The organism is Polynucleobacter sp. Tro8-14-1 (assembly GCF_018881655.1).
GTDB lineage: Bacteria > Pseudomonadota > Gammaproteobacteria > Burkholderiales > Burkholderiaceae > Polynucleobacter.
The window spans coordinates 35,389-58,433 of record NZ_JACVPX010000009.1; the positions used below are offsets into that span (position 1 = coordinate 35,389).

Here is a 23,045-nt window from a genome sequence, read left to right on the forward strand (position 1 = left end):
AACTGATAATTAGTTATTCGATATCTTTATGCTAGCGAGATGACTAGAGGCCACCTTGATCTAGCTCATCAAAATGACGATTTACAAGAGCACGTAATTCATCAATCTGCTCGATGGCGTATTGACGATTAGGGAACACAGCTGGCAAACGCAAAACATTGCCGTCTTCAGCCAAGAATGCGGCCTCAACAGAAACTGCCTCCCCTAGGGTGCGTACAGCAAATACGCCGCGGCCTGTAATCGGTTGAGTTGCACCTGCATCTTCTACGGCTTGATTGGATTGCGTCATTTGCGCTCCTTCGTTAATTGCCTGTACTGGCGCCGTAGAAACTGTAGGCTGCCCTAATATGGTTTTTGTTGTTGGCTTCGATGATGTTTTTGGCATAGTTTTTGCTGCTACTTTTGGCGCTGTTTTTGTCATTGTTTTTTGTGGAGTTTTCAAAATGGGTTTTGGTAGTGGTTTTGTAATTGACTTAGCAACTGGTTTCACTACTGACTTTGCAGCAGGTTTGATGGAGGACTTAACGGTAGCCTTCACTGCGGTTTTTGCTGCAGTCTTTGCAACCGGCTTGCTTAGAGCTTTAGCTACAGGCTTCTTAACGACCTTAGCCATAGGTTTCGCTGCACTGCGCGCTTTAGATGTGACGGTCTTTGCTTTAGTTTTCATATGGGCAGAGTTGCTGTAATCCAGAATCGATGAGAGCTAATGCCCCCGTTTTGTGTCAGGTAGTTCGTTACGCTTTGGGTAAGGCCACCAGTTCGCATGGCAAATGCGCCCTTCACATTTAAGTTGTAAGGGCCTAGCCAAGCTAAGCTCACGCCGGCACCTTGGAGCACGTAGTTATTGTTCACCTGATTGATGGCCGGATTAAATTTCCAAGTCTGCACATTGCCGATGTCATAAAAGCCAGCAACTTGAGTTTGGTAAGGCAGGTCATGGCGAAGCTCAACCGTAGTTAAGTTACCTTGACTGCCAGCGCCTTGACCTGATCCATAGGCGCGTACGTTTAATGGGCCGCCTAAATAGAGCTGCTCAGAGCTATCCATATTCTTGCTTGCCCACTGGCCCGAAACAGAAACATATGCAGACATCTCATCGGTTACCGTTTGCAAACGAGTAAGGGCGTAACGTGCTTTTGAAAAGCTTCCCGCCACGCCGTAGCTGCTGTTATACGGCCCGTTAATATTGCGAGAAATATCACCCCCCGATACAGTCACCAAACCAGTGTTAATACCGCCGCCCCAAATATCATCCAGACGATTACCGTTTAATCCTAATTGCGCCACACTGGTTGTATAGGTTTGGTCTTGATTAACGCCAGCAATGGTCCAGTTCTTGAATTCACTGTAGTTCCAGTTGAACGTGGTGATCAAGTTTGTTGGACGAGAACGAATGAGCGGCATACTTGCTTCAACACCACCGGTATTAGCAATACCATTTGCATACAAGCTGTTAAAGCTTTGATTCAATACGCGGTAAGCCATCGTGCTGCCATTCACACCCATGCGCAAACCACTAGTGCCGACCGGCGCGGTGTAACTTACACGACCATAACTATTGCCTTCTGAATACATGGCATACGCAGACAACTGATCACCAATGCCCAATGGGCCATTAGCATTTGCTAAGACCGATGTACGAATCTTGCCGCTGTTGGCGTCGCCAAAGTTATCAACACTGACTTGGCCATTGATCAAGGGCTTATCTTCTACCGTCAAAACTAAAATCGTATCGCCCGGTTGGGTGCCGCTTTCCAAACTGCTTGTGACCGATACATCCGGTAGATCATTCAATGTGAGCAAAGCAAAATCAAGTTGATCAAGCGATAACTCTGATGCTTTTGGAATGTGAGAGTAGATCCACTCTTCCACTCGCTCATTACTGACCCGCTTAGAGCGGTTATCAATGGAAATGCCACCAAGCTTTGCTTCAATCAATTGAATGCGCACTACACCAGCAGTGATGTCTTGCTTTGGTAGCACTGCGCGAACTAGCCATCCACGTTCGCGGTAATACTGCGTGATTGCATTCGTTAGCTGGGTAAGATCATCAAACGTGATCGGAGTATTAACCAAGTCTTTTGCCAAATGGTCTAAATCAGCAGTGGGAACTTTGGTATTTCCGGTAAATTCAAAATGCTTTACGACAAAAGTCATTTGCCCTGGAGGCGGAGCGCTTGGCTTCACCTCTAACGGGACAATATTGCGTGTTGCATCTGGAAGAAGTGGCGCTGTAGGCTCAAGCTCACGGTTTTGTTGCAATAGTTGGCCGGCTGAAGTTTGGGCATTAGCCATTGGGCTAGCCAAAAGAATGCCCGCAAGGATGAGTCCCAGGGTGCCTGCAAGGAATACTTGCTTTATAGATCGCGCGCGTACACACATACGCGTGATTTTACTGTATAGGCGCCATTTTTGATACTTTTAATGGCTATTTAGCTTCAGAAATAGCCCCTCTAAAAATCTTTAAGCTATTGATTTATATAGTTTTTATTGTTGCTTAACAATTGGGCAGAAAAAAATATCAAAAAAAGGGTAGTTTTTGAGATATTGCACCACCTTATTGATGACATTGCAGGCTCAGTTTGAAGCTTGCCTTCTAAGGGTAAATCAGCCCTAAAATGCACCAATTTAAGGATATTTGCCAATTCTTTATGCAAGCTAAAATTGCTTATGAGCTCACCTATCTCCTTTGATTACCCACAGCAAAATGCTGCTGGCGCCACCTGTACCGCCCAAGCTTGGGCAAAAACCCCTCCCCAGCTTCATGGCGCCGAAAAGGCTGCCGTCATTGCCCGCATTAAACAATTATTGGTTGAGAAAGATGCTGCTTTAGTCGCCCACTACTACGTGGACGGTGACATTCAGGATTTGGCGATGGAGACTGGCGGCTATGTTGCTGACTCCCTAGAGATGGCGCGTTTTGGTAAAAATCATTCAGCAAAAAATCTGATTGTTGCCGGCGTTCGCTTCATGGGTGAGTCTGCAAAGATTCTCAGCCCAGAAAAACGCGTGTTCATGCCTGATCTCGATGCTACTTGTTCATTAGACTTAGGTTGTGATGCTTCTGACTTTGCTGCCTTTAGAGCTGCGAATCCTGATCGCGTTGTCGTTGTGTATGCCAACACTAGTGCCGCAGTCAAAGCGCAAGCAGATTGGATGGTAACGAGTTCTTGTGCTCTAGCGATCGTGCATCAACTCAAAGTTGAAGGTAAAAAAATCTTGTGGGCACCCGATCGTCATTTGGGTCGTTACATTCAAGAACAAACTGGCGCAGATATGATGCTATGGAATGGCGCTTGCATTGTTCATGATGAATTTAAAGCTGTGGAGCTTGAACTTTTGAAGGCCGCTCACCCTAACGCGATGATCTTGGTTCACCCAGAGTCACCGCAAGCAGTCGTTGACCTTGCAGACGTTGTGGGCTCTACCTCCGCCATGATTAAAGCTGTGGTTGAAGGCGCTGCTACTGAATACATTGTTGCTACCGATAATGGCATCTTGCATCGCATGCGTCAGCTAGCCCCCAATAAGAAACTGATTGAAGCGCCAACTGCTGGCAATAGCGCAACCTGTAAAAGTTGTGCGCACTGCCCATGGATGGCCATGAATGGCTTACAAGGAATTTTGAATTGCCTAGAAAACGCTTCCGGTGAAATCTTCATCGAAGAACCTATTCGTGTTCAAGCATTAGGTTGCATTGAGCGCATGCTCGACTTCACTAAAAATCATCCGGACCTCTTAGCAAAAGCGCAGCATGGTTTTGTAAAAAATATTGGCGCCGCTTAATCTTTATATTTATATATGTTTGAATATAACGAAACCTTAGAGCAGGCTCGCCAACGCAATATTCATGATGCGCTGATGGAAGATATCGGCACTGGTGATTGGACTGCCAAACTCGTTCCGAGCAAGCCAGTAAAGGCTCAGCTCATTGTTCGTCAAGAAGCCGTTCTATGTGGTGTAGATTGGTTTGAAGGCACGCTGAAGAAACTCGATCCCAACTCCAAAGTAACTTGGCATTACCTAGAGGGCGACATGATGAAACCCGATGCCAAGGTTTGCGATATTGAAGCTGACTCACAAGCCCTGCTCTCTGCTGAACGTACTTGTATTAATTTCCTACAAACACTTTCTTGGACGGCTAGTATTACTCGCCAGCACGTTGATGCGATTGCCGGCGCTAGCCCGAATCCAAAGGGCTGCGCGGTATTAGATACACGTAAAACCGTTCCTGGATTACGTCAGGCCCAGAAGTATGCAGTGTTAGTGGGTGGTGGAAAAAATCAACGTCTCGCTCTTTGGCATGGAATTCTCATCAAAGAAAATCATATTGCTGCAGCTGGTAGTGTTACGGCAGCCCTAAAGAATGCTCAAGCACTGAATGCTGGAGTGGATATTCAGATTGAAGTAGAAAACTTTGCTGAGCTTGAAGAGGCTTTAGCTGCGGGTGCGAAAAGTATTTTGATTGATAACTTCAATACCGATCAAATGAAGCAAGCTGTTGCCATTACCGCTGGACGTGCTTTGCTGGAAGCCTCTGGTGGTATCAACCTAGATCAAATGCGCGCCATTGCAAGCACTGGCGTTGATCGCATCTCCCTTGGAAAACTCACCAAGGATGTGAATGCGGTTGATTTCTCAATGCGCATTTTGTAGCAATTTGGTTATACCAATAGCACTTGAATACCCTTAGTTTCAATTAGCTGAAGTAGCTTGGCAGCGGCACCGCTAGGGTGTTTTCCAGAACCTGTCGACTCCCATTTTTGTACTGTAGAGACGCTTACATTTAGTAGTGAGGCAAAAATGGATTGACTCATTCTTGCTTGATGAATGCGTATATCTGTCACTTTTTTAGGTGTAAATAAAGGTGGCTTTTCTAAGCAAAGAGTCTTCATTTTTGCATAATCATGCTTGGTTAAAAGACCGCGCTCCTCCAATGCCTGCGCCATTTCCAATAGCTCGTCAAGCACCCTTCTATCATCAGATTTTAATTTTTTACTCATTGCAATTTAGCTCCTTCAATATTCCAGCCCTAACCAGTACCCGCAATCTATTTCTATCCGCCTTTTCGAATGACTTAGCAATAATCGTTGCCGCCTCTTGCTCGACATTACTAAAGTCAGAGCCGGGATAACTCTTTTCCCTGCCAACGATAAAAATAATTGCTTCCTTGTTTTTCTTGGCAACAATAGTGCGAATGCCCCCGCTTTTGCCCTGACCTGGAAGTGGGATTCTCTTTTTACATACCCCGCCACCTAAGTCAGCCTCATAAACTCCTCGCTCTATCTCTCTAGCAGCATTACAAAGTTCTATAGCTCCAATAATTTTTCTTGCCCAACGATCGAATGTTTTTGTTTTTAAGACTACTTTCATAGTCGAGATTTTAATATATAGCACTCAGTGCTATAACATTGTATCCGACAATGAATTAGGGTTGCAAGTAACCGGCTTTTATAGAAGAATTCCGTGCAAATCTATAGAGTTAAGTCACATAAGCTATGCGCGTCATGTGAGAAGCCTTGTATCTACACCGCGAGAGGGAAGATGAAAAACAAAACTACAAGCCCCTATGATGTGGCAGAACATTTACGCACACCCCAGGAGATGGCCCTCTATCTTCAAGCATGCATTGAGGAATCAAATGGAGATGTTGAATTTATAGCAAGAGCATTGGACGATATAGCTAGAGCCCAAGACGCAACCCTGGAACCCAATGGGCCAGGGTGTCCTGAGATTTAATACATTTATTACGCTTGCGAGCAATCGCACTAAATTTCCCTACCTACCCTTGTAAATAACCTGCTTCTCCAGGGCGTTGCGAATAAATTCAATATTGCTTCGCAGGCTATAGCATTCAGCAGTGGCTAGCTTTGCTGCTTTTGATCTGAGTATTCTGCGCTCCATCTCATTGAGTACCTCAATATATTCACTGCGACGATTAGGGTCAAAGGTTTGAATCGTGTTCTGCTCAAATTTATCCAGCTCTTTATAAATCGAGTTAATTTGCTTCTTAGCCAGGTTGGTTCTATATGTTGGAATTGACTTAATAATCGGATAAGCAAAAGCAGCAAAGGGAAGCAACAGGAAGAACATGCGCTCCAAGAACTCGGCGAGCCAAAATGGCAAATACTTCATTAATGTCGGAGTGCCTTTTTCATAGAAGAACTTTGCCTCATCACTCAATGGCGCTTCGGTATTCATATAGGCCGGAAACTCTCCCGCTTTAGAAAAATAGGATTTGTTACCGTTAATTTCTCGGGCAGCCTCAAGAAATAAAACTTGGATTGCTGGGTGGAGGCGGTTATCTATTAAAAGATTAGTTGTAGTCGAAATTAACTGTATGGGGTGATCAGGAATATTTTTTCCAAGATCAAAGCCGCCCATGGGTGCAGACACTTCCTCAAAATAGGGCAATAACCGAGTGTAGGCATCTGCACGCGTAAATGAAGCTAACTTAATGCCTGGATTTTTAATGAGACTTTGCACATTTGGTGAATCAAAACCATCCACCAAGATCACAGCATCAATTTCGCCACGTTCTAAGGCATGAACACCTTCGGCATTGCCAAGGCCGAGCAAATTAGGGGCATCACCATTCAAGCCATTGAGTTTAAATATGCCAAGAGCCTGCGTACGTGTTCCACTCCCTACCGGGCCAATATTGATTTTGAGTTTGGCAATATCTCTATCAGATACATGAATGCTTTCATTGAAGGCATTCTTTCGGTAAAACATCCAAACTGGCTCATAGTCAACACTACCAAGGGATTCCACACCAGAGAGATTGTCTACTGCAATCATTCCACCCTGAACAAGGGCCGCTTGGATTGGATCCTTGCGATCAATTAAATACTGTAGATTTTCTTTTGAGCCATGGGTCTCTACCAGTTCGAGCTTAATTCCCTTTTTCTCAAAATAGATCTTATATTTTTCACCTAATACTTTGTAGGAGCCACCGGTACCGGTTGCCATTAATACTTTATTGGGTGGTGCAGGCTTTGCAAACCAAATCAGAATAGATAGCGCAAGTATTAATAAGAAAACAAGTGGCCAGACTTCTCTTAAAGCACTAAACCAATTCTTGATCTCATCTGCTGCCGTTTGATAAACGGCAGAGATATGTTCGTAGATTTCCTCTTTAATGCTAGCCATGACATTCCTCTTGAGATATGTCTAGCTTATCACCAAAAACCCTGATTTAAGGGCTTGGAATGCGCTTTTAAGTGGCTGAATCGCTCTCAGCACCCTCTGCTTGAGGGGTAAGAATGGTTGGGTATGACACAGCCCAGGTACCCGGGTAGTCGCGGCTGTAATGAAGGCCACGGCTTTCTCTTCGCATCAAGGCTGAACGCACAATGAGCTCTGCGCACTCTAAGAGGTTTCTGAGCTCAATTAAATCGCGCGTTACTTTGAAGTTGGCGTAATACTCTTGCACCTCGTAGCGCAACAGCTTAATGCGATGTAGGGCCCGTTCAAGACGACGATTGGTTCTCACAATGCCAACATAATTCCACATCAGGGAGCGTAGCTCATCCCAGTTATGGGCAATAACGACTTGTTCATCCGCATCCTCAACCTGACTCTCATCCCATAAAGGGAGCGCAGGCATCACTGGAGTCTTGAGATTGGATATATCCTCTGCCGCCGCCTTACCAATGACGACGCACTCTAATAAGGAGTTACTAGCCAAACGATTAGCTCCATGTAGGCCGGTATAGGTTGCTTCGCCAACTGCATAAAGACCTGGCAAGTCAGTGCGCCCTTTGAGGTCTGTCACTACACCACCACAGGTGTAATGCGCAGCAGGCACTACGGGAATAGGCTCTTTAGTGATATCTAAACCAAGGCTCATGCAACGCGCATAGATCATCGGGAAATGCTCTTTAATAAATGCCTCGCCTAAATGTGTAGCATCTAGATGGACATAGTCCAAGCCGTGCTTCTTCATTTCAAAGTCGATAGCTCTAGCAACAATGTCACGTGGAGCTAATTCATTGCGGTCATCATGCTCTGGCATAAAACGCGTGCCATCAGGTAACTTCAGTAAACCACCCTCACCGCGCATTGCTTCGGTAATCAGGAAGGTGCGATCGCTCGGGTGATACAAACATGTAGGATGAAACTGAATAAATTCCATATTGCCCACGCGGCAACCCGCACGCCAAGCCATGGCAATACCGTCGCCGGTCGCAGTATCGGGATTGCTGGTGTAGCGGTAAACCTTACCAACGCCACCTGTAGCCAATACCACTGACTTTGCTTCGATGGTTTCTACGCGATTATTTTTAATATCGAGCGCATAAACACCGTAACAACGATTGGGCTTAGTACGTTGAGTCTTAGCATCGAGCTGACGATTGGTGATGAGATCAAGTGCGATCCAATGCTCCAAGATCTGAATATTTTTATGTGCTTTAGCCTTATCTAGCAGCACTTCATGAATTGCTTTACCGGTAGCATCGGCAGCATGAGCGATGCGACGATGGCTATGGCCACCCTCACGCGTTAAGTGCAAACCCATTGGGCCAGATTTATCTTCTGTAAATGGAACGCCCTGCTCTACCAACCAACGAATTGCATCAGCGCTTTCTTCGGCGATATAGCGTGCAGTCGATTCCACTACGAGACCGGCACCCGCATCCAAAGTATCGGCCACATGAGAATCAATACTGTCATGCTCTTTGTCGACAACGCCAACAATACCGCCCTGGGCCCAAGCTGTAGCAGCTTCACCTAAGCCCCGTTTAGCCATCAAAATCACTGGCTGAGATTCAGCCATATGGAGGGCAACGGTTAAGCCGGCTAATCCAGCCCCAATAATAAGGACAGGAAGATCGGCGTTTGCAGTGGTATTTAAGGAGGGTTTGGAACTGGCCATAGGGGGTTTATTCTAACTGGCATTAGAAATAGGGGTTGCCTTTAAATTCCTTTGTCGCACGACGCAAAAGGAAGCAATTCGTCAAACTTAGACTCAGAAAGCGATAGAAGACAGTTAGCTACAAAGGTGGGTGGTAGCTCTGGATTATCTATGCACGCACGCTCCAATCGCGCCAAGAATTGAGCCTGCTCTTCCTTGGAATAACCGTTCTCAGCAGTGATGGTCTTCACGTAACTACATAAATTCCGCTCTAACATTGGGTACTTGCTGCCTAACCGATTGAGAGCAAAGACTTCACCTTAGCCCTTACTTCAGTGAGGGTCCTTGGATTCACTGTATTTTTATACTTTGCTTTTCTTATTTTCCAATCCAGAGACTTCACTTGGTCAGACAAGATAGCAGATTGCACCCCATCGATCTCAACCAACACCTCAAAGGGGTAGCCTTTAATCTGGGTTGTTAATGGGCAGCAAACCAATAAATTTGTTTTTTTGTTGTAACCCTCTGGGGTCAACACAACAGCAGGTCGACGACCAGCCTGCTCTCTTCCCGCCTGAGGGTCAAACACTAGCCAGACTACATCACCAGCCTCTGGCACATAAGCCCTAACCATTAGAGAAGCTCTTTGCCAACGGGCCCACCAAAGTCGGCCTCACCATGCAAATTCTTAGCGGTAATTCCGGACAATAGCTCATCCAGTGGATACTCTTGTTTAGTCATTGGCTCAATCACAATTCGACCCTTTTGCACTTTTACAGAAACAAGTTGATCAATATTCAATTGGGCGGACTTCATCACCGCAGCATTTAAACGCAAAGCTGGGCTGTTACCCCACTTTTTAATAATTGTTTGCATATGAGCCCCTCTAAATGTGTCTACATTGTATCTACATCATCCAATTCAAGCAAGTCAAAAAGAAAAACCCCGCCACCAGGACGGGGTTTTAGGGGGCTGTTCAAATTAAACGTTAGACATCACCTTAGATCCACCTGGGGCATTCGTGCCATAGCCCATGATCTTGGCTACTTCCCCACCCTTAGCAAGCTTCACAGCGCAATACTTAAACTCTGGAATCTTGCCAAATGGATCTAGCGCTGAGTTGGTAATCAAGTTAGCCGCAGCCTCATAGTAGGCAAACGGTATAAAGATCACGCCTCTTGGTGTGCCATCATCTCTTCTCACGTGAATACCTACATCACCACGACGAGATTGAACGGTAATCACATCACCCGCCGTAACGCCTAACTGGGTCATATCCTCGCCATTCATCGACACGGTAGCCATAGGCTCAATCGCATCGAGCACAGTGGCACGACGCGTCATACTGCCGGTATGCCAATGCTCTAACTGACGACCAGTAATCAATACAAATGGATATTCAGCATCAGGACGCTCATTCGCCGGAATGATATCGGCTGGCACTAACTTCACTCGCCCATCTTTGGTATCAAACTTGTCATTAAAGACAATTGGGCGACCTGGATCTTCGGCAGACAAGCATGGATAAGTAACGCTAGATTCTTTTTCTAGGCGCTCCCAGGTAATTCCGTTGATCGCGCCATGCATTGCTTGACGCATTTCGTCATAAACCTCAGCAACACCGGCATCCGGACCTTGATAGCTCCAATTCAGACCCATACGCTTAGCAATCTCTTGAATGATCCACAAGTCAGGTTTTGCATCACCTGGAGGATTAATCGCCTTCTTGCCCATTTGCACCATACGGTCAGTATTGCTAGCGGTGCCAACCTTCTCAGGCCAAGCACTTGCAGGCAAGACTACGTCAGCAAGCAATGCTGTCTCAGTCATGAAGATATCTTGTACAACCAAGTGCTCAAGAGCCGCTAATGCATGACGCGCATGATTTAAATCCGGATCACTCATCGCAGGATTTTCACCTTCGACAAACATGCCGCGAATCTTGTCTGGATCAGAATCAGGTGCAGTGATCTTATGCATGATCTCCACCACGGTATAGCCAGGTTTTTTATCTAATGGCGTACCCCAGAACTTCTCAAACCAAGCATGCGCTTCTGGATTATCAACACGCTGATAGTTCGGGAACATCATCGGAATCAAACCAGCATCACTAGCGCCCTGCACGTTATTTTGACCACGCAATGGATGCAAGCCCGATCCAGGCTTACCGATTTGGCCAGTAATACTTACAAGAGCAATTAAGCAACGTGCATTGTCTGTACCGTGCACGTGTTGACTTACGCCCATGCCCCATAAAATCATGGCTGATTTGGTGGTAGCAAACTCTCTCGCCACTTCACGCAAGGTTTCTGCTGGGATACCACAGATTGGCGCCATTGCTTCAGGGCTATAACCTTTGATGTTTTCTTTTAAGGCTTCAAAGTTATTCGAGCGATTTTGAATAAAGTCCTTATCAACCAAGCCTTCTTCAATAATCGTATAGATCATCGCATTGAGCATCGCCACATCGGTATCCGGCTTGAACTGCATTGTGCGCCAAGCATGTTTACTAATCTCGGTCTTACGAGGATCACACAAAACAATTTTTGCGCCACGTTTGGCAGCGTTTTTGAACCAGGTGGCAGCAACTGGGTGATTGGCAGTTGGATTGGAACCAATCAAGAAAATTAAGCTGGAATGCTCAACATCATTAACCTGATTACTTACCGCACCAGAGCCAACACCTTCGAGAAGCGCTGCCACAGAGGATGCATGGCAAAGACGTGTGCAATGGTCTACGTTATTGCTACCAAAGCCGGTACGAACCAACTTTTGGAAGAGATAAGCCTCTTCATTACTGCCTTTGGCAGAACCAAAGCCCGCCAATACTTTTAAGCCATGTTGATCTTTTAATTTCTTAAGGCCTCCAGCAGCAAACTCCAAAGCCTCTTCCCAGCTAGCTTCACGGAAGATGTCTGACCAGTCTTGCTTGCCTTCAAGGATGGACTCATCCTTTGGAACGCCCGCTTTACGAATTAATGGTTTGGTGAGGCGTTGTGGGTTATGGATGTAATCCATACCAAAACGGCCTTTAACGCATAAACGATTGTGGTTTGCTGGGCCATCACGACCTTCAACACTAACAATTTTTTCGTCTTTGACGTTGTAAGTAATTTGGCAACCAACACCACAGAATGGGCAAACGGAGTCTACCTTGCGATCCACCGTTTGGGAACCAATCAAACCCTTAGGCATCAATGCGCCAGTTGGGCAAGCCTGCACACATTCGCCACAGGCAACGCAAGTACTGTCGCCCATCGGATCATTTAGGTCGAATACGATCTCACTATGACTGCCACGCATAGCGTAGCCGATCACATCATTTACTTGCTCTTCACGACAAGCGCGTACACAGCGATTACATTGAATACATGCATCCAAATTGACAGCCATCGCTGGATGAGAAATATCACTGCTAACTTTCTCACGACGCAGCGCTTTGAGTTCTGGGCGAACAGTGACGTCCATACGTGCAGCCCAAGTACTTAACTCACCATGCTGGTTTTGTTGCTCTTCTTCTTTGCTATCGCCCACCCACTTAAAACCTTCATCAGGCATATCGGAGAGCAACATCTCCAGAACCAGCTTCTGGCTCTTAACAGCGCGCTCGCTATTAGCCTTAACTTCCATTCCTGGAGTAGCACTTCTGCAGCAGCTTGGCGCTAAAGTACGTTCGCCATTAATTTCCACTACGCAAGCACGGCAGTTGCCGTCAGGACGGTAACCATCTTTAAAGCACAGATGAGGAATATCAATACCGTGTCGCTTAGCAGCTTTGAGAATCGTTTCGCCTTCGTATGAAACGATCGTCTTGCCATCGAGCTTGAACTCTACGGTTTGTAATTCGAGTTCTTTTGGATTTGTTGGTGCGTTCATGTTTGTCTCGTTATTCCCTGAATTTTTATTAAGGTACTTCCTTATTGAACTTCTTCAGGGAAATATTTATGAATACAACGAATAGGATTTGGTGCGGCTTGACCCAGACCACAAATAGAAGCATCTACCATCACAGTTGCCAAGTCTTCTAAAGTTTCTTGGTCCCATGATTTGGCTTGCATCAATTTAGCAGCTTTACCAGTACCTACCCGGCAAGGTGTGCACTGACCACAACTCTCATGCTCAAAGAAATGCATCACATTCAAAGCCATATCACGCGCTTTGTCTTTGTCGCTGAACACCATCACAGCAGCAGAGCCGATAAAGCAACCGTAAGGCTGCAACGTATCGAAGTCGAGCGGAATGTCGTTCATGGTCGCAGGCAAAATACCCCCTGATGCGCCACCAGGCAAATAGCCGTAGAACTTGTGGCCGTCCTGCATGCCACCACAGTACTCATCAATCAATTCTTGAATAGTGATGCCGGCAGGAGCCAACTTCACACCAGGTTTATTCACGCGCCCGCTAACGCTAAAGCTTCGTAAGCCTTTGCGATCGTGACGACCAAAAGAGCTAAACCACTCAGGTCCACGCTGAACAATATCGCGCACCCAGTACAGCGTCTCAAAGTTGTGTTCTAAGGTTGGGCGCCCAAACAATCCAACTTGGGCGATGTATGGGGGACGCATGCGCGGCTCACCGCGCTTGCCTTCAATACTTTCAATCATGGCAGATTCTTCACCGCAAATATAAGCACCAGCACCACGACGTAGTTCAATATTCGGTAATTTAAATGGTGGATTAGCTTTGAGTTTTGCTAATTCAGCTTCAAGTAACTCACGGCAGCCGTGGTACTCATCACGTAAATAGATATAGCAAGCATCAATACCAACCACGCTTGCTGCAATGAGAAGCCCTTCTAAGAAACGATGTGGATCACGCTCTAAGTAGGTGCGATCCTTAAATGTTCCTGGCTCACCTTCGTCGATGTTCACTGCCATCAATTTAGGAGCTACTTGATCTTTCACAATGCGCCACTTACGACCCGCTGGGAATCCTGCACCGCCTAAGCCGCGCAAGCCAGAGCTTTCCATCGCCTTGATGATGCTTTCGGCATCTTTCTTGCCGTCGAAAATTTCTTTAGCTAAAGCGTAACCACCTTTAGCGCGGTATGACTCATAGCCAACATAGTCAGGAGAGACAGCTTGCATTTCACCCTGAGGAGAAACGCCCTGCTCTGCTAAGGCAGCGGGATCAAAGACGGCATCATCTTTAGCCATTGGCTGAGTGGTGAGCTTGTTATTAACGGCTGCCTGCACTTTGTCTGTTGTTGCAAACAGAACTGGATATTGATGAACTACTGCTACAGGAGCTTGCTCGCAACGTCCCACGCATGGAGCTGCAGCAACTTTGATATTCGGATTACCTAAGATACTTGGCAACTTGGCCAATAGGTTTTGCGCCCCCGCCAATTCACAGGCAATGCCGTCACAAACGCGAATCAGAATATCCGCTACCGGATCGTTACCACGCACTACTTCAAAGTGGTGGTAGAAAGTTGCTACTTCATACACCTCTGCCATTGGCAGATTCATTTCCTTGGCTAATGCCACTAAATGTCGGTCATGCAAAGCGCGGTATTCATCATTAAGCTTGTGAAGATTTTCAATTAATAGGTCACGACGATGTGGCGCATTACCAATGAGCTGACGAACTTCAGCAACTGAAACATCATCTGCTTGACGCCCCTTCAATTTGCTCTTACGGCGAATGGTTTCCCTCAAATCATCTGCGGTTGCAACAGCAACTGCTTTGACTTCTCCAGAAGGCTTTGGATGATTCATAGTTCGTAGTCTCTAATTTTCTATTTATTGCTATTTTGTACTCAGCACCAATGCAGAGCCTTATCCCACTTTGCGCATCAAAAAACCCTGCTAAGCCAAATACTTAGCCGGTCATCAATACGCAAAATAACGCTTAATTTTGGGTTATTTAAGGTCCTATGTCCTTGACGGCGCTCAAGGACTTTAACTAAGGGTTTACCCTACTATAGGAGGGATGGTGAAGGCTGGTCGCCAGGAGGAAGTGAGTAGTCCAACTTGCGCTCATACAGTCTGGCTTTGTAGCAATCCTGGTAACCCTTGCTGCCAATTTGCCAACCAATTGATGTGCAATCGTCTTGGGCAGCCGATTCAATAGAGCCACAGCCTACAAGGCCTAAAGCGACTAAGAATGTAATTACAGGGAGAATGGGCAATTTTGTTGAATTCATGGCCTCAAGTCTACTTGATTCTGATCTCAACATCGAGAGGTATGCCCTCTTTTCCAGCCTCTACAGTCTTCACATCACCTAGCTGAATACGGTCCTTAAGACTGGGATCAGCCTTAACCATGAAGCCATAGGCCATCATCGCCCTATTTTTCGCCAATTCTTGAAGCTCGGCATCAGTGATACCTATTCCAGCGATTAATTCCTCATGCAGTTGCTCATTGCGCTTCTCGCCATCTGGAAGTGTCAAAAGACGTTGTCCAAGCTTGATGCGCCCTATGTATTGGGCATATGCAGCTGTCAGGCCTGACTGCACTTTCGGGTCTGTAAATGAGGGGGTGGGTACCGGCTCTCCAGGGGTCAACTTAAAACCAGCATCTAGCAAAATGGCACCATCTGCCTTAGCTCTTGCAAGCTCCTTCTTGTCCTGCACAGGATCATAAGTACCGATGATCTCTAAGTTCGAGTTCGGGCGCCTCACCAAATACTCGCCAAATTTTTCTAGGCGATCTTGATCAGCAACCAGAAAGATCGTCTCTCCAGGCACTGCATTAACACCCTCTTCGCCACCCATACCCAAAATAGATGCAAGAGCTCTAAATGGTGCTGTTGCTACGTTTGTTAGAACATTACTTATGGCCTGCCAAACCAAGCCACTGGCACTAAATTCTGGAGAGTCAACATTGCCTGCAATCCGAACCGTAACGTCAATCGTGTCATCAGAGTCTTCTAACAAAGCAATTGCTAAGCCTAGCGGTAATTTTTTGCCAGTAAAGTCCGGCACCTCATCACCCAGCACCACCTTCTTAATAATGATCTGATTACTTCCATTGAGTTCGCCATCATTGGCTTTGTAATTGAGATTGAGGTTTAGTCGTCCACTGGTAATTTGATAGCCTGCGAATGTCATGACTGCAGGATTGAAGGCAGTCAGCGGAAGGTTTCTAAAACTCATCAAGATGTCATGATTACGTCGTGGATCATCAAATGATGCTTGACCTTTTACTCGCATACTTCCCGAGCCAGCAACAACGCCATCCATCGCCACAGTGGCAAATCGACCAGGAGTATTGCTGACCCCCAAAAGAGTGGCATTGAACTTCTTCACATCCACCTTGAAGTTAGGATGCATCGCCATATCCGAAAAGTACACTTCCCCATTCTTCAGAAGAGTGGATCGAATATCCAAACTGAATGCAGAAGGATCTGCATTCTTAGAGGCAGCCACAGGCTCAGACTTTGTTTCTACTGCTGACTTAGCAAATAGCCTTCTAAAGTTTGAGAACCCTTCTTCATTAATTTCAAATTGCAGGGTTGGCGCATCAATGGCCAACTCATCTATTGAGAGGCTATTGTTGGAACCCTGTTTTGACTTAACGGATTGATATTCAAACTGACGAATATCCGCCATCTTCCAAACAATCAGTGGATTTTTTTGCCCTTTCTCTAGTATTGCTAAGTCTGCAATATGAATATCGCCCGTAACCAAATCAGTCTCACCGCCTATCTTCACGATTAGATCGGCATTCATCAGGCCACTGGTACCGATGAGCTCTTTATTAGCTGGCAATAGAGCGACGATTGGCGCGGTTGCAAGATTGTGAATTTCTAACTTGCCATTAACTGACTTCGAGCTGGTATTGAAATCCCAGTGTGAGCGTATCTCACCATCGTCCAACTTCAAGTTGAGCTGCGCGCCTAAGTTACCTGGCTGAGGATTATCCAATCCACCTGTAATAGCAACATGGCGATACGCAATAGTTTTATTGATTCCAGGTATTAATAACTGCAAGGCACCAAGATTAAAGTCGTATTGACCACGGACCCCAGTCACTAAACCATCCTTATCGTAATTGGCTACATTAAGCAACTTCATCGTAAACGGGTTGAGTGATTCTTTTAATTTGCTCGAATCATCCACCAAACTTAAAGAAGCTGAACTGACGATAAATTCATCGATCGATATTTTGAGAGGCTTCTTGAGCTCTTTGGGGTCTGTAGGAGGCATCGCCTTTTCAACGGCAGCAATCAATTCCTGCCAATTCCAGGACCCTGCGTGCATGCCCTTAGGCGGACTCTTCTCGACCAACACTTTAGGCTCTTCCAGCAAAATCTCATCAAAGCCCAGCTCCCCTATAGCCAGCTTTGTCCACTTGAGGGTAATTGCTAGCTTTTTAAATTCCAGCAATTTAGAGCCACCTTCTTTTGCCAAGTGAAGACCATCAAGCTCCACCCTCAGCCGCAACGGAGAAAGACTGAGGTCTTGATAGGAGATCTCATAACCAATCTTGTTGCCATATTCAGTTAGGGACTTTTTAATCAAGCCAGGCAGCAACAAATGGCTTCCCAACCAGAATAAGGCGGCTATCAGAATAAAAAGTCCCGCCAAACGCAGAGACCATCGCTTTATTCGGGGGTTTGTGAGGGAAAGCATCTACTTGTCTTTATAGGTCAATATCAGTAACAATGAAAATGAACGCAGAATAATAAATATACCCCCCTCAGGAGACCCATGAAAACATTCCTCAAAAAACTGGCCTTATCTGTTGTGTGCCTTGCCGCTCTATCGATCGGTGGTGTTGCTATTGCCCAAAACTCTGATGGCTTTACCGATCTGATTGATGGCGTAAGTTTGAGTGGGTGGAGCATTATTGGGAGCGCCAACTGGGTCATTGGTAATGGTATTGTCGAAGGCAATAAGCCCAATGGTTTTTTAGTCAGCACTAAGACTTACAAAAACTTTGTCATCAAGGCTGAGTTTTATGCTGAGTCCAATACGAATAGCGGCATTTTCATTCGCTGCCAAGACCCTAACAAGGTGAGTCAATCCACTTGTTATGAAATCAATATTTGGGATACCCGCCCCGAACAAGCGTACGGAACCGGCGCTATTGTGGATGTTGCTAAAGTTGACCCGGTACCTAAGGCCGGTGGACGCTGGAACACCATGGAGATTATTGCAAATGGTCCCAATTTTAAGGTCATGATGAATGGCGTTGTGACAGTGGCTAATGGTCAGGATAGCAAATATTCTGAAGGCCCTATTGCCCTGCAATCTGCTGGTGGCGTCATTAAATTTAGAAAGCTACAGATAAAGCCGCTTTAAATTATTGAATACTGATTTCGTAGCGATCGCCACATGCCACGGGCCTCAGGGCCTTGGCCTCTTGGAGCATTTTGACCAAGCCGTAATGAGACATTGTTTTTAGCGTGCGGGATAAGTTCCCTTGCTTTCTTCCGGTAAGCTCGGCTAGCTCAGAAATCGATACAGGCTTAGTTGCTCTAATGACATGTAAAAGAGCCCTGTTTTCGTCGCTCAATACCTGCGCCAGTGAACGCATCGAGGTAAACCATATCTTCGGATCAGATGCCTTTGGTTTTAAATCGCCCTTAGCAATGGCCAAGACGCGAGCCCGAATATCTTTTTGTGATGCAATCCCTATTTTGATGACTTTCATATATCTTTATCTACCTTTAAGACTTTATCAACATCGACAAAAAAATCACTTAGGAGTTGGTGCGCATCCCTAAACTCATAGACAACGCCTGGGTCACTTGAACTACGATGCCTGTGATCGAATGCCAACTTTCTACCTGAATAGCCTGATCTAAGCCTTACCGCATGAGCATTGTCATAACCCAAAATTCGCAAGTCCTTGGGGTTGTGCAAGGTTAATGAATAGCGCACCCCGTGCGGTATTGCCTCGCCAACAGCTACCTCCCAAGCCTCAATCTTTACCCAGTAACCATCACCTTGATCAATGACCTCTTGGTGCAGATCTAAAAGAGTGATAACTCCACGATTTCCCATCACTCATGGTATATCACCAGATGATATACCAAAAGTAACAGCCCCGCTTAAATTATGGGTTTATTTTGCTGGCGGAAAGCCTGCTTTTTGCTCCCACATATTATTAAATACATGGATGATTGGCTTTTCATAAACCCCTGCCTTGGTATAGGGCTCATCCTTTAACCAAGCTTCCACATCTGCCCTGCTAGGAAAGTCGATTGCGAGCAAGCTACCAACTGTAGTCTTACCGTCATCAGAAGTCATCGGTCCAGCAAAAGCCATGCGGTCAGAAAGTTGCGCCAAGTATGCGCGGTGTTCTGGACGGATTTGTACACGCAAGTCAGCAGTACCAGGCTTATCCATCAACAAAATTGCAAAGATCATATTTTCTCCATCTTTTAATTGGTTTTATTTTTAAATCTTAATTAGCAAGATATTACGGTAAGTTCCAAAGAAAAAACCACCCGAAGGTGGTTTTCTTGATACATGGCGGAAGAGGCGTCCATAAATGAGCCCTCCGAAGAGCTCCACCAAAACCCTGAAGGCCTTTATCTATATAGGTTTTTTGGTTAACCACACTCCCGACTAGCCCTCTCTAACCCACTAAAATCTATGCATTCGTGGTGGGTACAGTGGTGGGTAGAGAATGGGGTGTTGAAGCTTGGAAGAAGGTAAAAAAATTAGCTTTACGGCACGAGGTCTTGTGTCAATCATAAGCCCTGGGTACCATGCTGACCCAGAATCCAAGGGTCTATATATTCAAGTATCAAAAGGGGTAAATAGCTTTAAGCGCAGCTGGATCTTTCGCTATACCAGCCCCACCCTATTTAAAAGACGTGAAATGGGCTTGGGCTCCTTGGAGGCTCGGTCATTAGCCGATGCGCGTCGCAAAACCCTTGAATTGCGTCAAATGGTCTTAGACGGCATTGATCCAACAGAGGATCGCCACAAGACTCAGAGCAAGAAAATAGCTGCTATTAATAGTGGCATTACCTTTAAAGAAGCTGCTGAACTCTGTATCGAGGCCAGGAAAGCGGAATGGAAGAGCTCCAAGCACGCTGACCAATGGAGAAATACGATTGCCACCTTTGCTTATCCAGAGATTGGCAAATTACGCGTGGATCAAATCAATACCAGCCATATTGCCAAATTGCTAGAGCAGGATATTAAGAGGAAGAATGGTGAGATTGAAGGCACCTTCTGGAATGTCCGCACAGAAACTGCCACCAGGGTCAGGCAACGTATTGAAGTTATCTTTGACTGGTGTAAGGCTCATGAATACATCAAAGGGGATAACCCGGCACGCCTAAAAGGTGCGCTAGGACATTTACTACCCAAGGCTAAAAAGATTCAGAAGAAGAGCCATCACCCAGCCCTACCGTTTCAGCGCATCGGGGAATTTGTAAAAGATCTTCGTAAACACAATGGTTATTCTGCCTTGGCATTAGAGCTATTAATTCTGACGGCCACTCGCACAAGCGAAGTTATTGAGAGCAAGTGGACTGAGTTCAATTTAGAAACTAAGGTGTGGGTAATTCCTGCGGTGCGAATGAAGGCTGGAAAAGAACATCGTGTTCCGCTAAATGCTAGAGCGATGGAAATTCTTGAACATCTAAAAACCATCAGCGTGAGTAGCTATTTATTTCCAGGATCACTGCATAAAGAAGAGTCTCATCTTTCCAATATGGCGCTACTTTCTATGATGAGAAAGATGCCAAAGTATTCTGGATATGTTCCCCACGGCTTTAGATCAACATTTAGGGATTGGGCAGCCGAGACTACCGACTATTCAAATGAAACAGTTGAGCTAGCTTTAGCGCATACCATTAAAAATAAAGCTGAGGCTGCTTATAGGCGGCAGGATCAATTGGATAAGCGCTGCAGATTAATGGGCGAATGGGAAGAGTTTATTAATAATTAGCCTTTAACGACCCACAAGCGTTAGTTAATAATCTTTAAGAAACCTCCATTGCCCCGCCAAAGCAGACATTGGACCTCTGACTAGATTCAGCCTGCGGTATGCCATTAACCTTCGTGGAAAAGCAGTTTAAGGCCAATGTTCTTTGGCTCATGCGAAAGCGCTTGTAGGGCAACATCAAGTGCAGCACGTTCACCCCCTTGCAGCACTGGAAAGTGTGGTTTTGACAATGGCGCATTTTCAGAAAGGGGAACAACAGAAGCAATCCCACTGCCAAGCATTTCCCACGGCGACGAGACTACGAGATAGCTATGATAAGGAACCGGCATACCGAATTGATCTTGCTCTGCCCCAAAAAATTTCACTACAGCTTTGATCATTGCGATTCCTTTTAGTATTGTCCAGCACCCTTATCGCTACGGCTAATTATGAGATTAATTCCAATCAATCCGTTCCCTTTCGTGCAGAGTCTTTAATCCATGACATGACCCCTGACACAAATTCCCATACATCATCATTTTCTGGTACGACGTAGCTTGGGCTGGTGGGGTCACTACCTAAGCGCTCAAGCATGGCGATCGTCCAGTCGGTTTTTTTCCCAGGTATTCCAAGCTTGGGCAGCCAACTCTCAAGCTCACCGCGTCTAACCACAAAAACTCCATACTGCTGAAGCGTATCAAACAAAAGTTCAGCAGCCGATTTGTCAGAAGGGAGGAGAATGCCTACTCCCCCTTGAGACTTCATGTCCTTGCCAGTCGCCTCAAAGCAGTTTTTTATAGATGCCCTCTGTGCCTGGTATCCCTCATGGAGAGCGGATGGCATATGTGCAGCTTGGAGCCAGTTATTCCAGGTCTTGCCACCGTCTTTGACTATATCTATGTCTGGAATCGCTGCTGCAGGCACCCCAAATTTCCGGAGTGGTCCAATTATGTCTTTAATAGTCTGCTTATTTTGGGCGTTGATAAACAATAGTGAAGGTGCGTCATCCATGGTCGCGGAAATGCGATGATATATCTCTGAATAGAACGCCCTATCATTATCTGATTCGGTAACTACGACACCATCATAGAAAAGTCCTCCAACCGCATTGGCACTTCTCATGAGGGGGCTCTTAAACATTGCCTCCAAATGAGCCGGATCGACCATTTTTCCTCGTGATTTTCCTTCGCTGTATTCAAGCCTTACAACGCGAACATCTTTGGTTGCCTGTACACAGCCCATAAGGAAGTCCGGGCTGTGAGTTGAGGCAAGTAGGCATCCACCTCGCTCGGCTGCCAAGGAGCCGAGATGTTTTCCCAATTTTCGTGCTAACGGCGGATGTAGAAATGCTTCAGGTTCGTCTATGAGAATAGTATGAAACTCGCCTGACATTACCGCAGTGACAATACCTGTAAAGGCCTGGACGCCATCGCTAGCATCTTTTATATGGATGGCCTCTTTGTGATAATTTCTTGTGCTCTGATTTAGCGATTGTTCATCCGCGAGGGGTTCTTGATTGGATAGTCGAATGCGTAATTGCCCTAGATTCGTCGGATCAATAACAAAATTGAGCCCAAAAGCATCCTTGATGAGAGTGCGCACTTTTTTCCTCGCTCCATCATCTTGAAATAAGTGAGCGAGTACATTTTGCGGTGTTGCCAACAGGTCACCACCCGCCTGATCGTTAGTTAGATTAAAGCGCGACCTTCCATCCAGCCTCAAAACGCCCCAGCGGAGAAATTGGGTTGCCCACCAATACTTATTGGTTTTCTGTTCGGCAATTGAAAAGATTGAAGTTTTATTTAGCGTCGCTGTCTCTAGACCTCCACTTGGATTAATGCGTCCAACAATAATGTCATCAAGGGCTAGGCCTTCACGTTGGAACGAAGAAAAACCCACTAATGAGTCACTTACCTCCTGTTTTGAAGGCCACTTTATCTCATAGTCTTTAAGAATATGCAGGCCATTAGGAAAAGGGTGTGTGATGAAGGCGTGTTCGATCTCTTTAAGCACAAGGCTTTTCCCTGAGTTATTCGGACCTACAAAAATAGTTATCCCCGTGGTGGGAAGAACCAAGTCGGGCGTTTCTGTGAATTTCAGTGTTATGGAATCGAGCATGTTTTCTTAATCTGGAAGTGACTTAGCCAAGGATTCAGCACATATTGGTATGAAGGTAAATAAATGATACGACTTAATCTGACCAACAGGTCCTGAAAAATCCCACGGAGCGGCTGTACCGCCCCATACAACTAAAGTTGTAACCTCCAAGAATCCAACCAATGATTCGAGTCGGAATTCCGATCTCTAGAGGCGGGGAAGCGGTCGTTGGCAGCAAGTGGCTACCTATCAGGCC

At 45.9% G+C, this 23,045-nt stretch carries 23 protein-coding genes; 5 read left to right on the forward strand and 18 right to left on the reverse strand.

Features of this window, described 5'->3' with window-relative positions:
• Nucleotides 1–43: 43 nt before the first annotated feature.
• Both ICN34_RS10165 and ICN34_RS10170 read right to left on the reverse strand, forming a co-directional pair.
• Entirely contained in the window at nucleotides 44–667 is a 624-nt protein-coding gene (locus ICN34_RS10165) for a hypothetical protein (protein WP_216122459.1), read from the reverse strand.
• On the reverse strand, nucleotides 664–2,382 hold the full coding sequence (locus ICN34_RS10170) for a ShlB/FhaC/HecB family hemolysin secretion/activation protein (protein WP_216122461.1): 1,719 nt from the start codon (nucleotides 2,380–2,382) through the stop codon (nucleotides 664–666). Before ICN34_RS10170 ends, ICN34_RS10165 begins: the two co-directional genes overlap by 4 nt.
• Before the next feature lie 288 nt (nucleotides 2,383–2,670).
• On the opposite strand from ICN34_RS10170, the gene nadA reads away from it, so the two are divergent.
• The gene (nadA, locus tag ICN34_RS10175; protein ID WP_216122463.1) at nucleotides 2,671–3,786 is read left to right on the forward strand and encodes a quinolinate synthase NadA; all 1,116 of its coding nucleotides are present in this window, start codon (nucleotides 2,671–2,673) and stop codon (nucleotides 3,784–3,786) included.
• A gap of 15 nt (nucleotides 3,787–3,801) precedes the next feature.
• Nucleotides 3,802–4,656, forward strand: a complete 855-nt coding sequence (gene nadC / locus ICN34_RS10180) for a carboxylating nicotinate-nucleotide diphosphorylase (RefSeq protein ID WP_216122464.1) — start codon at nucleotides 3,802–3,804, stop codon at nucleotides 4,654–4,656.
• 8 nt (nucleotides 4,657–4,664) lie between these two features.
• Here the strand turns inward: nadC and ICN34_RS10185 are convergent, their stop codons facing one another.
• Entirely contained in the window at nucleotides 4,665–5,003 is a 339-nt protein-coding gene (locus ICN34_RS10185; protein WP_216122466.1) for a DNA-binding transcriptional regulator, read from the reverse strand.
• On the reverse strand, nucleotides 4,996–5,373 hold the full coding sequence (locus tag ICN34_RS10190) for a type II toxin-antitoxin system RelE/ParE family toxin (RefSeq protein WP_216122469.1): 378 nt from the start codon (nucleotides 5,371–5,373) through the stop codon (nucleotides 4,996–4,998). The genes ICN34_RS10185 and ICN34_RS10190 overlap by 8 nt, the downstream gene beginning before the upstream one ends.
• A 171-nt stretch (nucleotides 5,374–5,544) precedes the next feature.
• On the opposite strand from ICN34_RS10190, the gene ICN34_RS10195 reads away from it, so the two are divergent.
• Nucleotides 5,545–5,739: a DNA-binding protein gene (locus tag ICN34_RS10195; protein ID WP_216122471.1), complete on the forward strand. Its 195-nt coding sequence runs from the start codon at nucleotides 5,545–5,547 to the stop codon at nucleotides 5,737–5,739.
• Between the two features lie 39 nt (nucleotides 5,740–5,778).
• Here the strand turns inward: ICN34_RS10195 and ICN34_RS10200 are convergent, their stop codons facing one another.
• The 9 genes from ICN34_RS10200 to ICN34_RS10240 form a co-directional block, all read right to left on the reverse strand.
• Entirely contained in the window at nucleotides 5,779–7,152 is a 1,374-nt protein-coding gene (locus tag ICN34_RS10200) for a TAXI family TRAP transporter solute-binding subunit (protein WP_216122473.1), read from the reverse strand.
• A gap of 67 nt (nucleotides 7,153–7,219) precedes the next feature.
• The gene (nadB, locus tag ICN34_RS10205) at nucleotides 7,220–8,878 is read right to left on the reverse strand and encodes an L-aspartate oxidase (RefSeq protein ID WP_216122476.1); all 1,659 of its coding nucleotides are present in this window, start codon (nucleotides 8,876–8,878) and stop codon (nucleotides 7,220–7,222) included.
• A 41-nt stretch (nucleotides 8,879–8,919) separates the two neighbouring features.
• Entirely contained in the window at nucleotides 8,920–9,135 is a 216-nt protein-coding gene (locus tag ICN34_RS10210; RefSeq protein ID WP_158009052.1) for a hypothetical protein, read from the reverse strand.
• A 14-nt stretch (nucleotides 9,136–9,149) separates the two neighbouring features.
• On the reverse strand, nucleotides 9,150–9,491 hold the full coding sequence (mazF, locus tag ICN34_RS10215) for an endoribonuclease MazF (RefSeq protein ID WP_072583582.1): 342 nt from the start codon (nucleotides 9,489–9,491) through the stop codon (nucleotides 9,150–9,152).
• Nucleotides 9,491–9,733, reverse strand: a complete 243-nt coding sequence (locus ICN34_RS10220) for a PbsX family transcriptional regulator (RefSeq protein WP_072583581.1) — start codon at nucleotides 9,731–9,733, stop codon at nucleotides 9,491–9,493. Before ICN34_RS10220 ends, mazF begins: the two co-directional genes overlap by 1 nt.
• A gap of 105 nt (nucleotides 9,734–9,838) precedes the next feature.
• The gene (gene fdhF, locus ICN34_RS10225; RefSeq protein ID WP_216122478.1) at nucleotides 9,839–12,733 is read right to left on the reverse strand and encodes a formate dehydrogenase subunit alpha; all 2,895 of its coding nucleotides are present in this window, start codon (nucleotides 12,731–12,733) and stop codon (nucleotides 9,839–9,841) included.
• Between the two features lie 41 nt (nucleotides 12,734–12,774).
• Nucleotides 12,775–14,577, reverse strand: a complete 1,803-nt coding sequence (locus ICN34_RS10230; protein WP_216122480.1) for an NAD(P)H-dependent oxidoreductase subunit E — start codon at nucleotides 14,575–14,577, stop codon at nucleotides 12,775–12,777.
• A gap of 203 nt (nucleotides 14,578–14,780) precedes the next feature.
• Nucleotides 14,781–15,005 carry a hypothetical protein gene (locus ICN34_RS10235; protein ID WP_143143917.1) on the reverse strand — a complete coding sequence of 75 codons (225 nt, stop codon included), beginning with the start codon at nucleotides 15,003–15,005 and terminating at the stop codon, nucleotides 14,781–14,783.
• 10 nt (nucleotides 15,006–15,015) lie between these two features.
• Nucleotides 15,016–17,391 carry a DUF748 domain-containing protein gene (locus tag ICN34_RS10240; RefSeq protein WP_255538649.1) on the reverse strand — a complete coding sequence of 792 codons (2,376 nt, stop codon included), beginning with the start codon at nucleotides 17,389–17,391 and terminating at the stop codon, nucleotides 15,016–15,018.
• 123 nt (nucleotides 17,392–17,514) lie between these two features.
• On the opposite strand from ICN34_RS10240, the gene ICN34_RS10245 reads away from it, so the two are divergent.
• Nucleotides 17,515–18,108 carry a DUF1080 domain-containing protein gene (locus tag ICN34_RS10245; RefSeq protein WP_216122485.1) on the forward strand — a complete coding sequence of 198 codons (594 nt, stop codon included), beginning with the start codon at nucleotides 17,515–17,517 and terminating at the stop codon, nucleotides 18,106–18,108.
• Nucleotide 18,109: 1 nt separating this feature from the next.
• On the opposite strand, the gene ICN34_RS10250 is transcribed toward ICN34_RS10245, so the two are convergent.
• The 3 genes from ICN34_RS10250 to ICN34_RS10260 are packed head-to-tail and all read right to left on the reverse strand — an operon-like array spanning nucleotide 18,110 to nucleotide 19,179.
• Entirely contained in the window at nucleotides 18,110–18,460 is a 351-nt protein-coding gene (locus ICN34_RS10250; RefSeq protein ID WP_072583575.1) for a winged helix DNA-binding protein, read from the reverse strand.
• Complete coding sequence (locus tag ICN34_RS10255; protein WP_216122487.1) at nucleotides 18,457–18,813, reverse strand: DUF6516 family protein; 357 nt, start codon at nucleotides 18,811–18,813, stop codon at nucleotides 18,457–18,459. The genes ICN34_RS10250 and ICN34_RS10255 overlap by 4 nt, the downstream gene beginning before the upstream one ends.
• A gap of 60 nt (nucleotides 18,814–18,873) precedes the next feature.
• Nucleotides 18,874–19,179, reverse strand: coding sequence for a YciI family protein (locus ICN34_RS10260; RefSeq protein WP_216122489.1), 306 nt, complete (start codon nucleotides 19,177–19,179; stop codon nucleotides 18,874–18,876).
• Nucleotides 19,180–19,498: 319 nt separating this feature from the next.
• On the opposite strand from ICN34_RS10260, the gene ICN34_RS10265 reads away from it, so the two are divergent.
• A complete protein-coding gene (locus ICN34_RS10265) occupies nucleotides 19,499–20,716 on the forward strand; it encodes a site-specific integrase (RefSeq protein ID WP_216122491.1) in 1,218 nt (405 codons plus the stop codon).
• Nucleotides 20,717–20,820: 104 nt separating this feature from the next.
• Here the strand turns inward: ICN34_RS10265 and ICN34_RS10270 are convergent, their stop codons facing one another.
• Together ICN34_RS10270 and ICN34_RS10275 are read right to left on the reverse strand one after the other, a co-directional pair.
• The gene (locus ICN34_RS10270; protein ID WP_216122493.1) at nucleotides 20,821–21,093 is read right to left on the reverse strand and encodes a hypothetical protein; all 273 of its coding nucleotides are present in this window, start codon (nucleotides 21,091–21,093) and stop codon (nucleotides 20,821–20,823) included.
• A gap of 64 nt (nucleotides 21,094–21,157) precedes the next feature.
• On the reverse strand, nucleotides 21,158–22,810 hold the full coding sequence (locus ICN34_RS10275) for an ATP-dependent endonuclease (protein WP_216122495.1): 1,653 nt from the start codon (nucleotides 22,808–22,810) through the stop codon (nucleotides 21,158–21,160).
• Nucleotides 22,811–23,045 lie beyond the last annotated feature (235 nt).

Excerpts from the sequence above, each read along its gene's own strand:
- ICN34_RS10165 (WP_216122459.1), bottom strand. The coding sequence starts at position 667 with ATGAAAACTAAAGCAAAGACCGTCACATCTAAAGCGCGCAGTGCAGCG.
- ICN34_RS10170 (WP_216122461.1), bottom strand. The coding sequence starts at position 2,382 with ATGTGTGTACGCGCGCGATCTATAAAGCAAGTATTCCTTGCAGGCACC.
- nadA (WP_216122463.1), top strand. The coding sequence starts at position 2,671 with ATGAGCTCACCTATCTCCTTTGATTACCCACAGCAAAATGCTGCTGGC.
- nadC (WP_216122464.1), top strand. The coding sequence starts at position 3,802 with ATGTTTGAATATAACGAAACCTTAGAGCAGGCTCGCCAACGCAATATT.
- ICN34_RS10185 (WP_216122466.1), bottom strand. The coding sequence starts at position 5,003 with ATGAGTAAAAAATTAAAATCTGATGATAGAAGGGTGCTTGACGAGCTA.
- ICN34_RS10190 (WP_216122469.1), bottom strand. The coding sequence starts at position 5,373 with ATGAAAGTAGTCTTAAAAACAAAAACATTCGATCGTTGGGCAAGAAAA.
- ICN34_RS10195 (WP_216122471.1), top strand. The coding sequence starts at position 5,545 with ATGAAAAACAAAACTACAAGCCCCTATGATGTGGCAGAACATTTACGC.
- ICN34_RS10200 (WP_216122473.1), bottom strand. The coding sequence starts at position 7,152 with ATGGCTAGCATTAAAGAGGAAATCTACGAACATATCTCTGCCGTTTAT.
- nadB (WP_216122476.1), bottom strand. The coding sequence starts at position 8,878 with ATGGCCAGTTCCAAACCCTCCTTAAATACCACTGCAAACGCCGATCTT.
- ICN34_RS10210 (WP_158009052.1), bottom strand. The coding sequence starts at position 9,135 with ATGTTAGAGCGGAATTTATGTAGTTACGTGAAGACCATCACTGCTGAG.
- mazF (WP_072583582.1), bottom strand. The coding sequence starts at position 9,491 with ATGGTTAGGGCTTATGTGCCAGAGGCTGGTGATGTAGTCTGGCTAGTG.
- ICN34_RS10220 (WP_072583581.1), bottom strand. The coding sequence starts at position 9,733 with ATGCAAACAATTATTAAAAAGTGGGGTAACAGCCCAGCTTTGCGTTTA.
- fdhF (WP_216122478.1), bottom strand. The coding sequence starts at position 12,733 with ATGAACGCACCAACAAATCCAAAAGAACTCGAATTACAAACCGTAGAG.
- ICN34_RS10230 (WP_216122480.1), bottom strand. The coding sequence starts at position 14,577 with ATGAATCATCCAAAGCCTTCTGGAGAAGTCAAAGCAGTTGCTGTTGCA.
- ICN34_RS10235 (WP_143143917.1), bottom strand. The coding sequence starts at position 15,005 with ATGAATTCAACAAAATTGCCCATTCTCCCTGTAATTACATTCTTAGTC.
- ICN34_RS10245 (WP_216122485.1), top strand. The coding sequence starts at position 17,515 with ATGAAAACATTCCTCAAAAAACTGGCCTTATCTGTTGTGTGCCTTGCC.
- ICN34_RS10250 (WP_072583575.1), bottom strand. The coding sequence starts at position 18,460 with ATGAAAGTCATCAAAATAGGGATTGCATCACAAAAAGATATTCGGGCT.
- ICN34_RS10255 (WP_216122487.1), bottom strand. The coding sequence starts at position 18,813 with ATGGGAAATCGTGGAGTTATCACTCTTTTAGATCTGCACCAAGAGGTC.
- ICN34_RS10260 (WP_216122489.1), bottom strand. The coding sequence starts at position 19,179 with ATGATCTTTGCAATTTTGTTGATGGATAAGCCTGGTACTGCTGACTTG.
- ICN34_RS10270 (WP_216122493.1), bottom strand. The coding sequence starts at position 21,093 with ATGATCAAAGCTGTAGTGAAATTTTTTGGGGCAGAGCAAGATCAATTC.
- ICN34_RS10275 (WP_216122495.1), bottom strand. The coding sequence starts at position 22,810 with ATGCTCGATTCCATAACACTGAAATTCACAGAAACGCCCGACTTGGTT.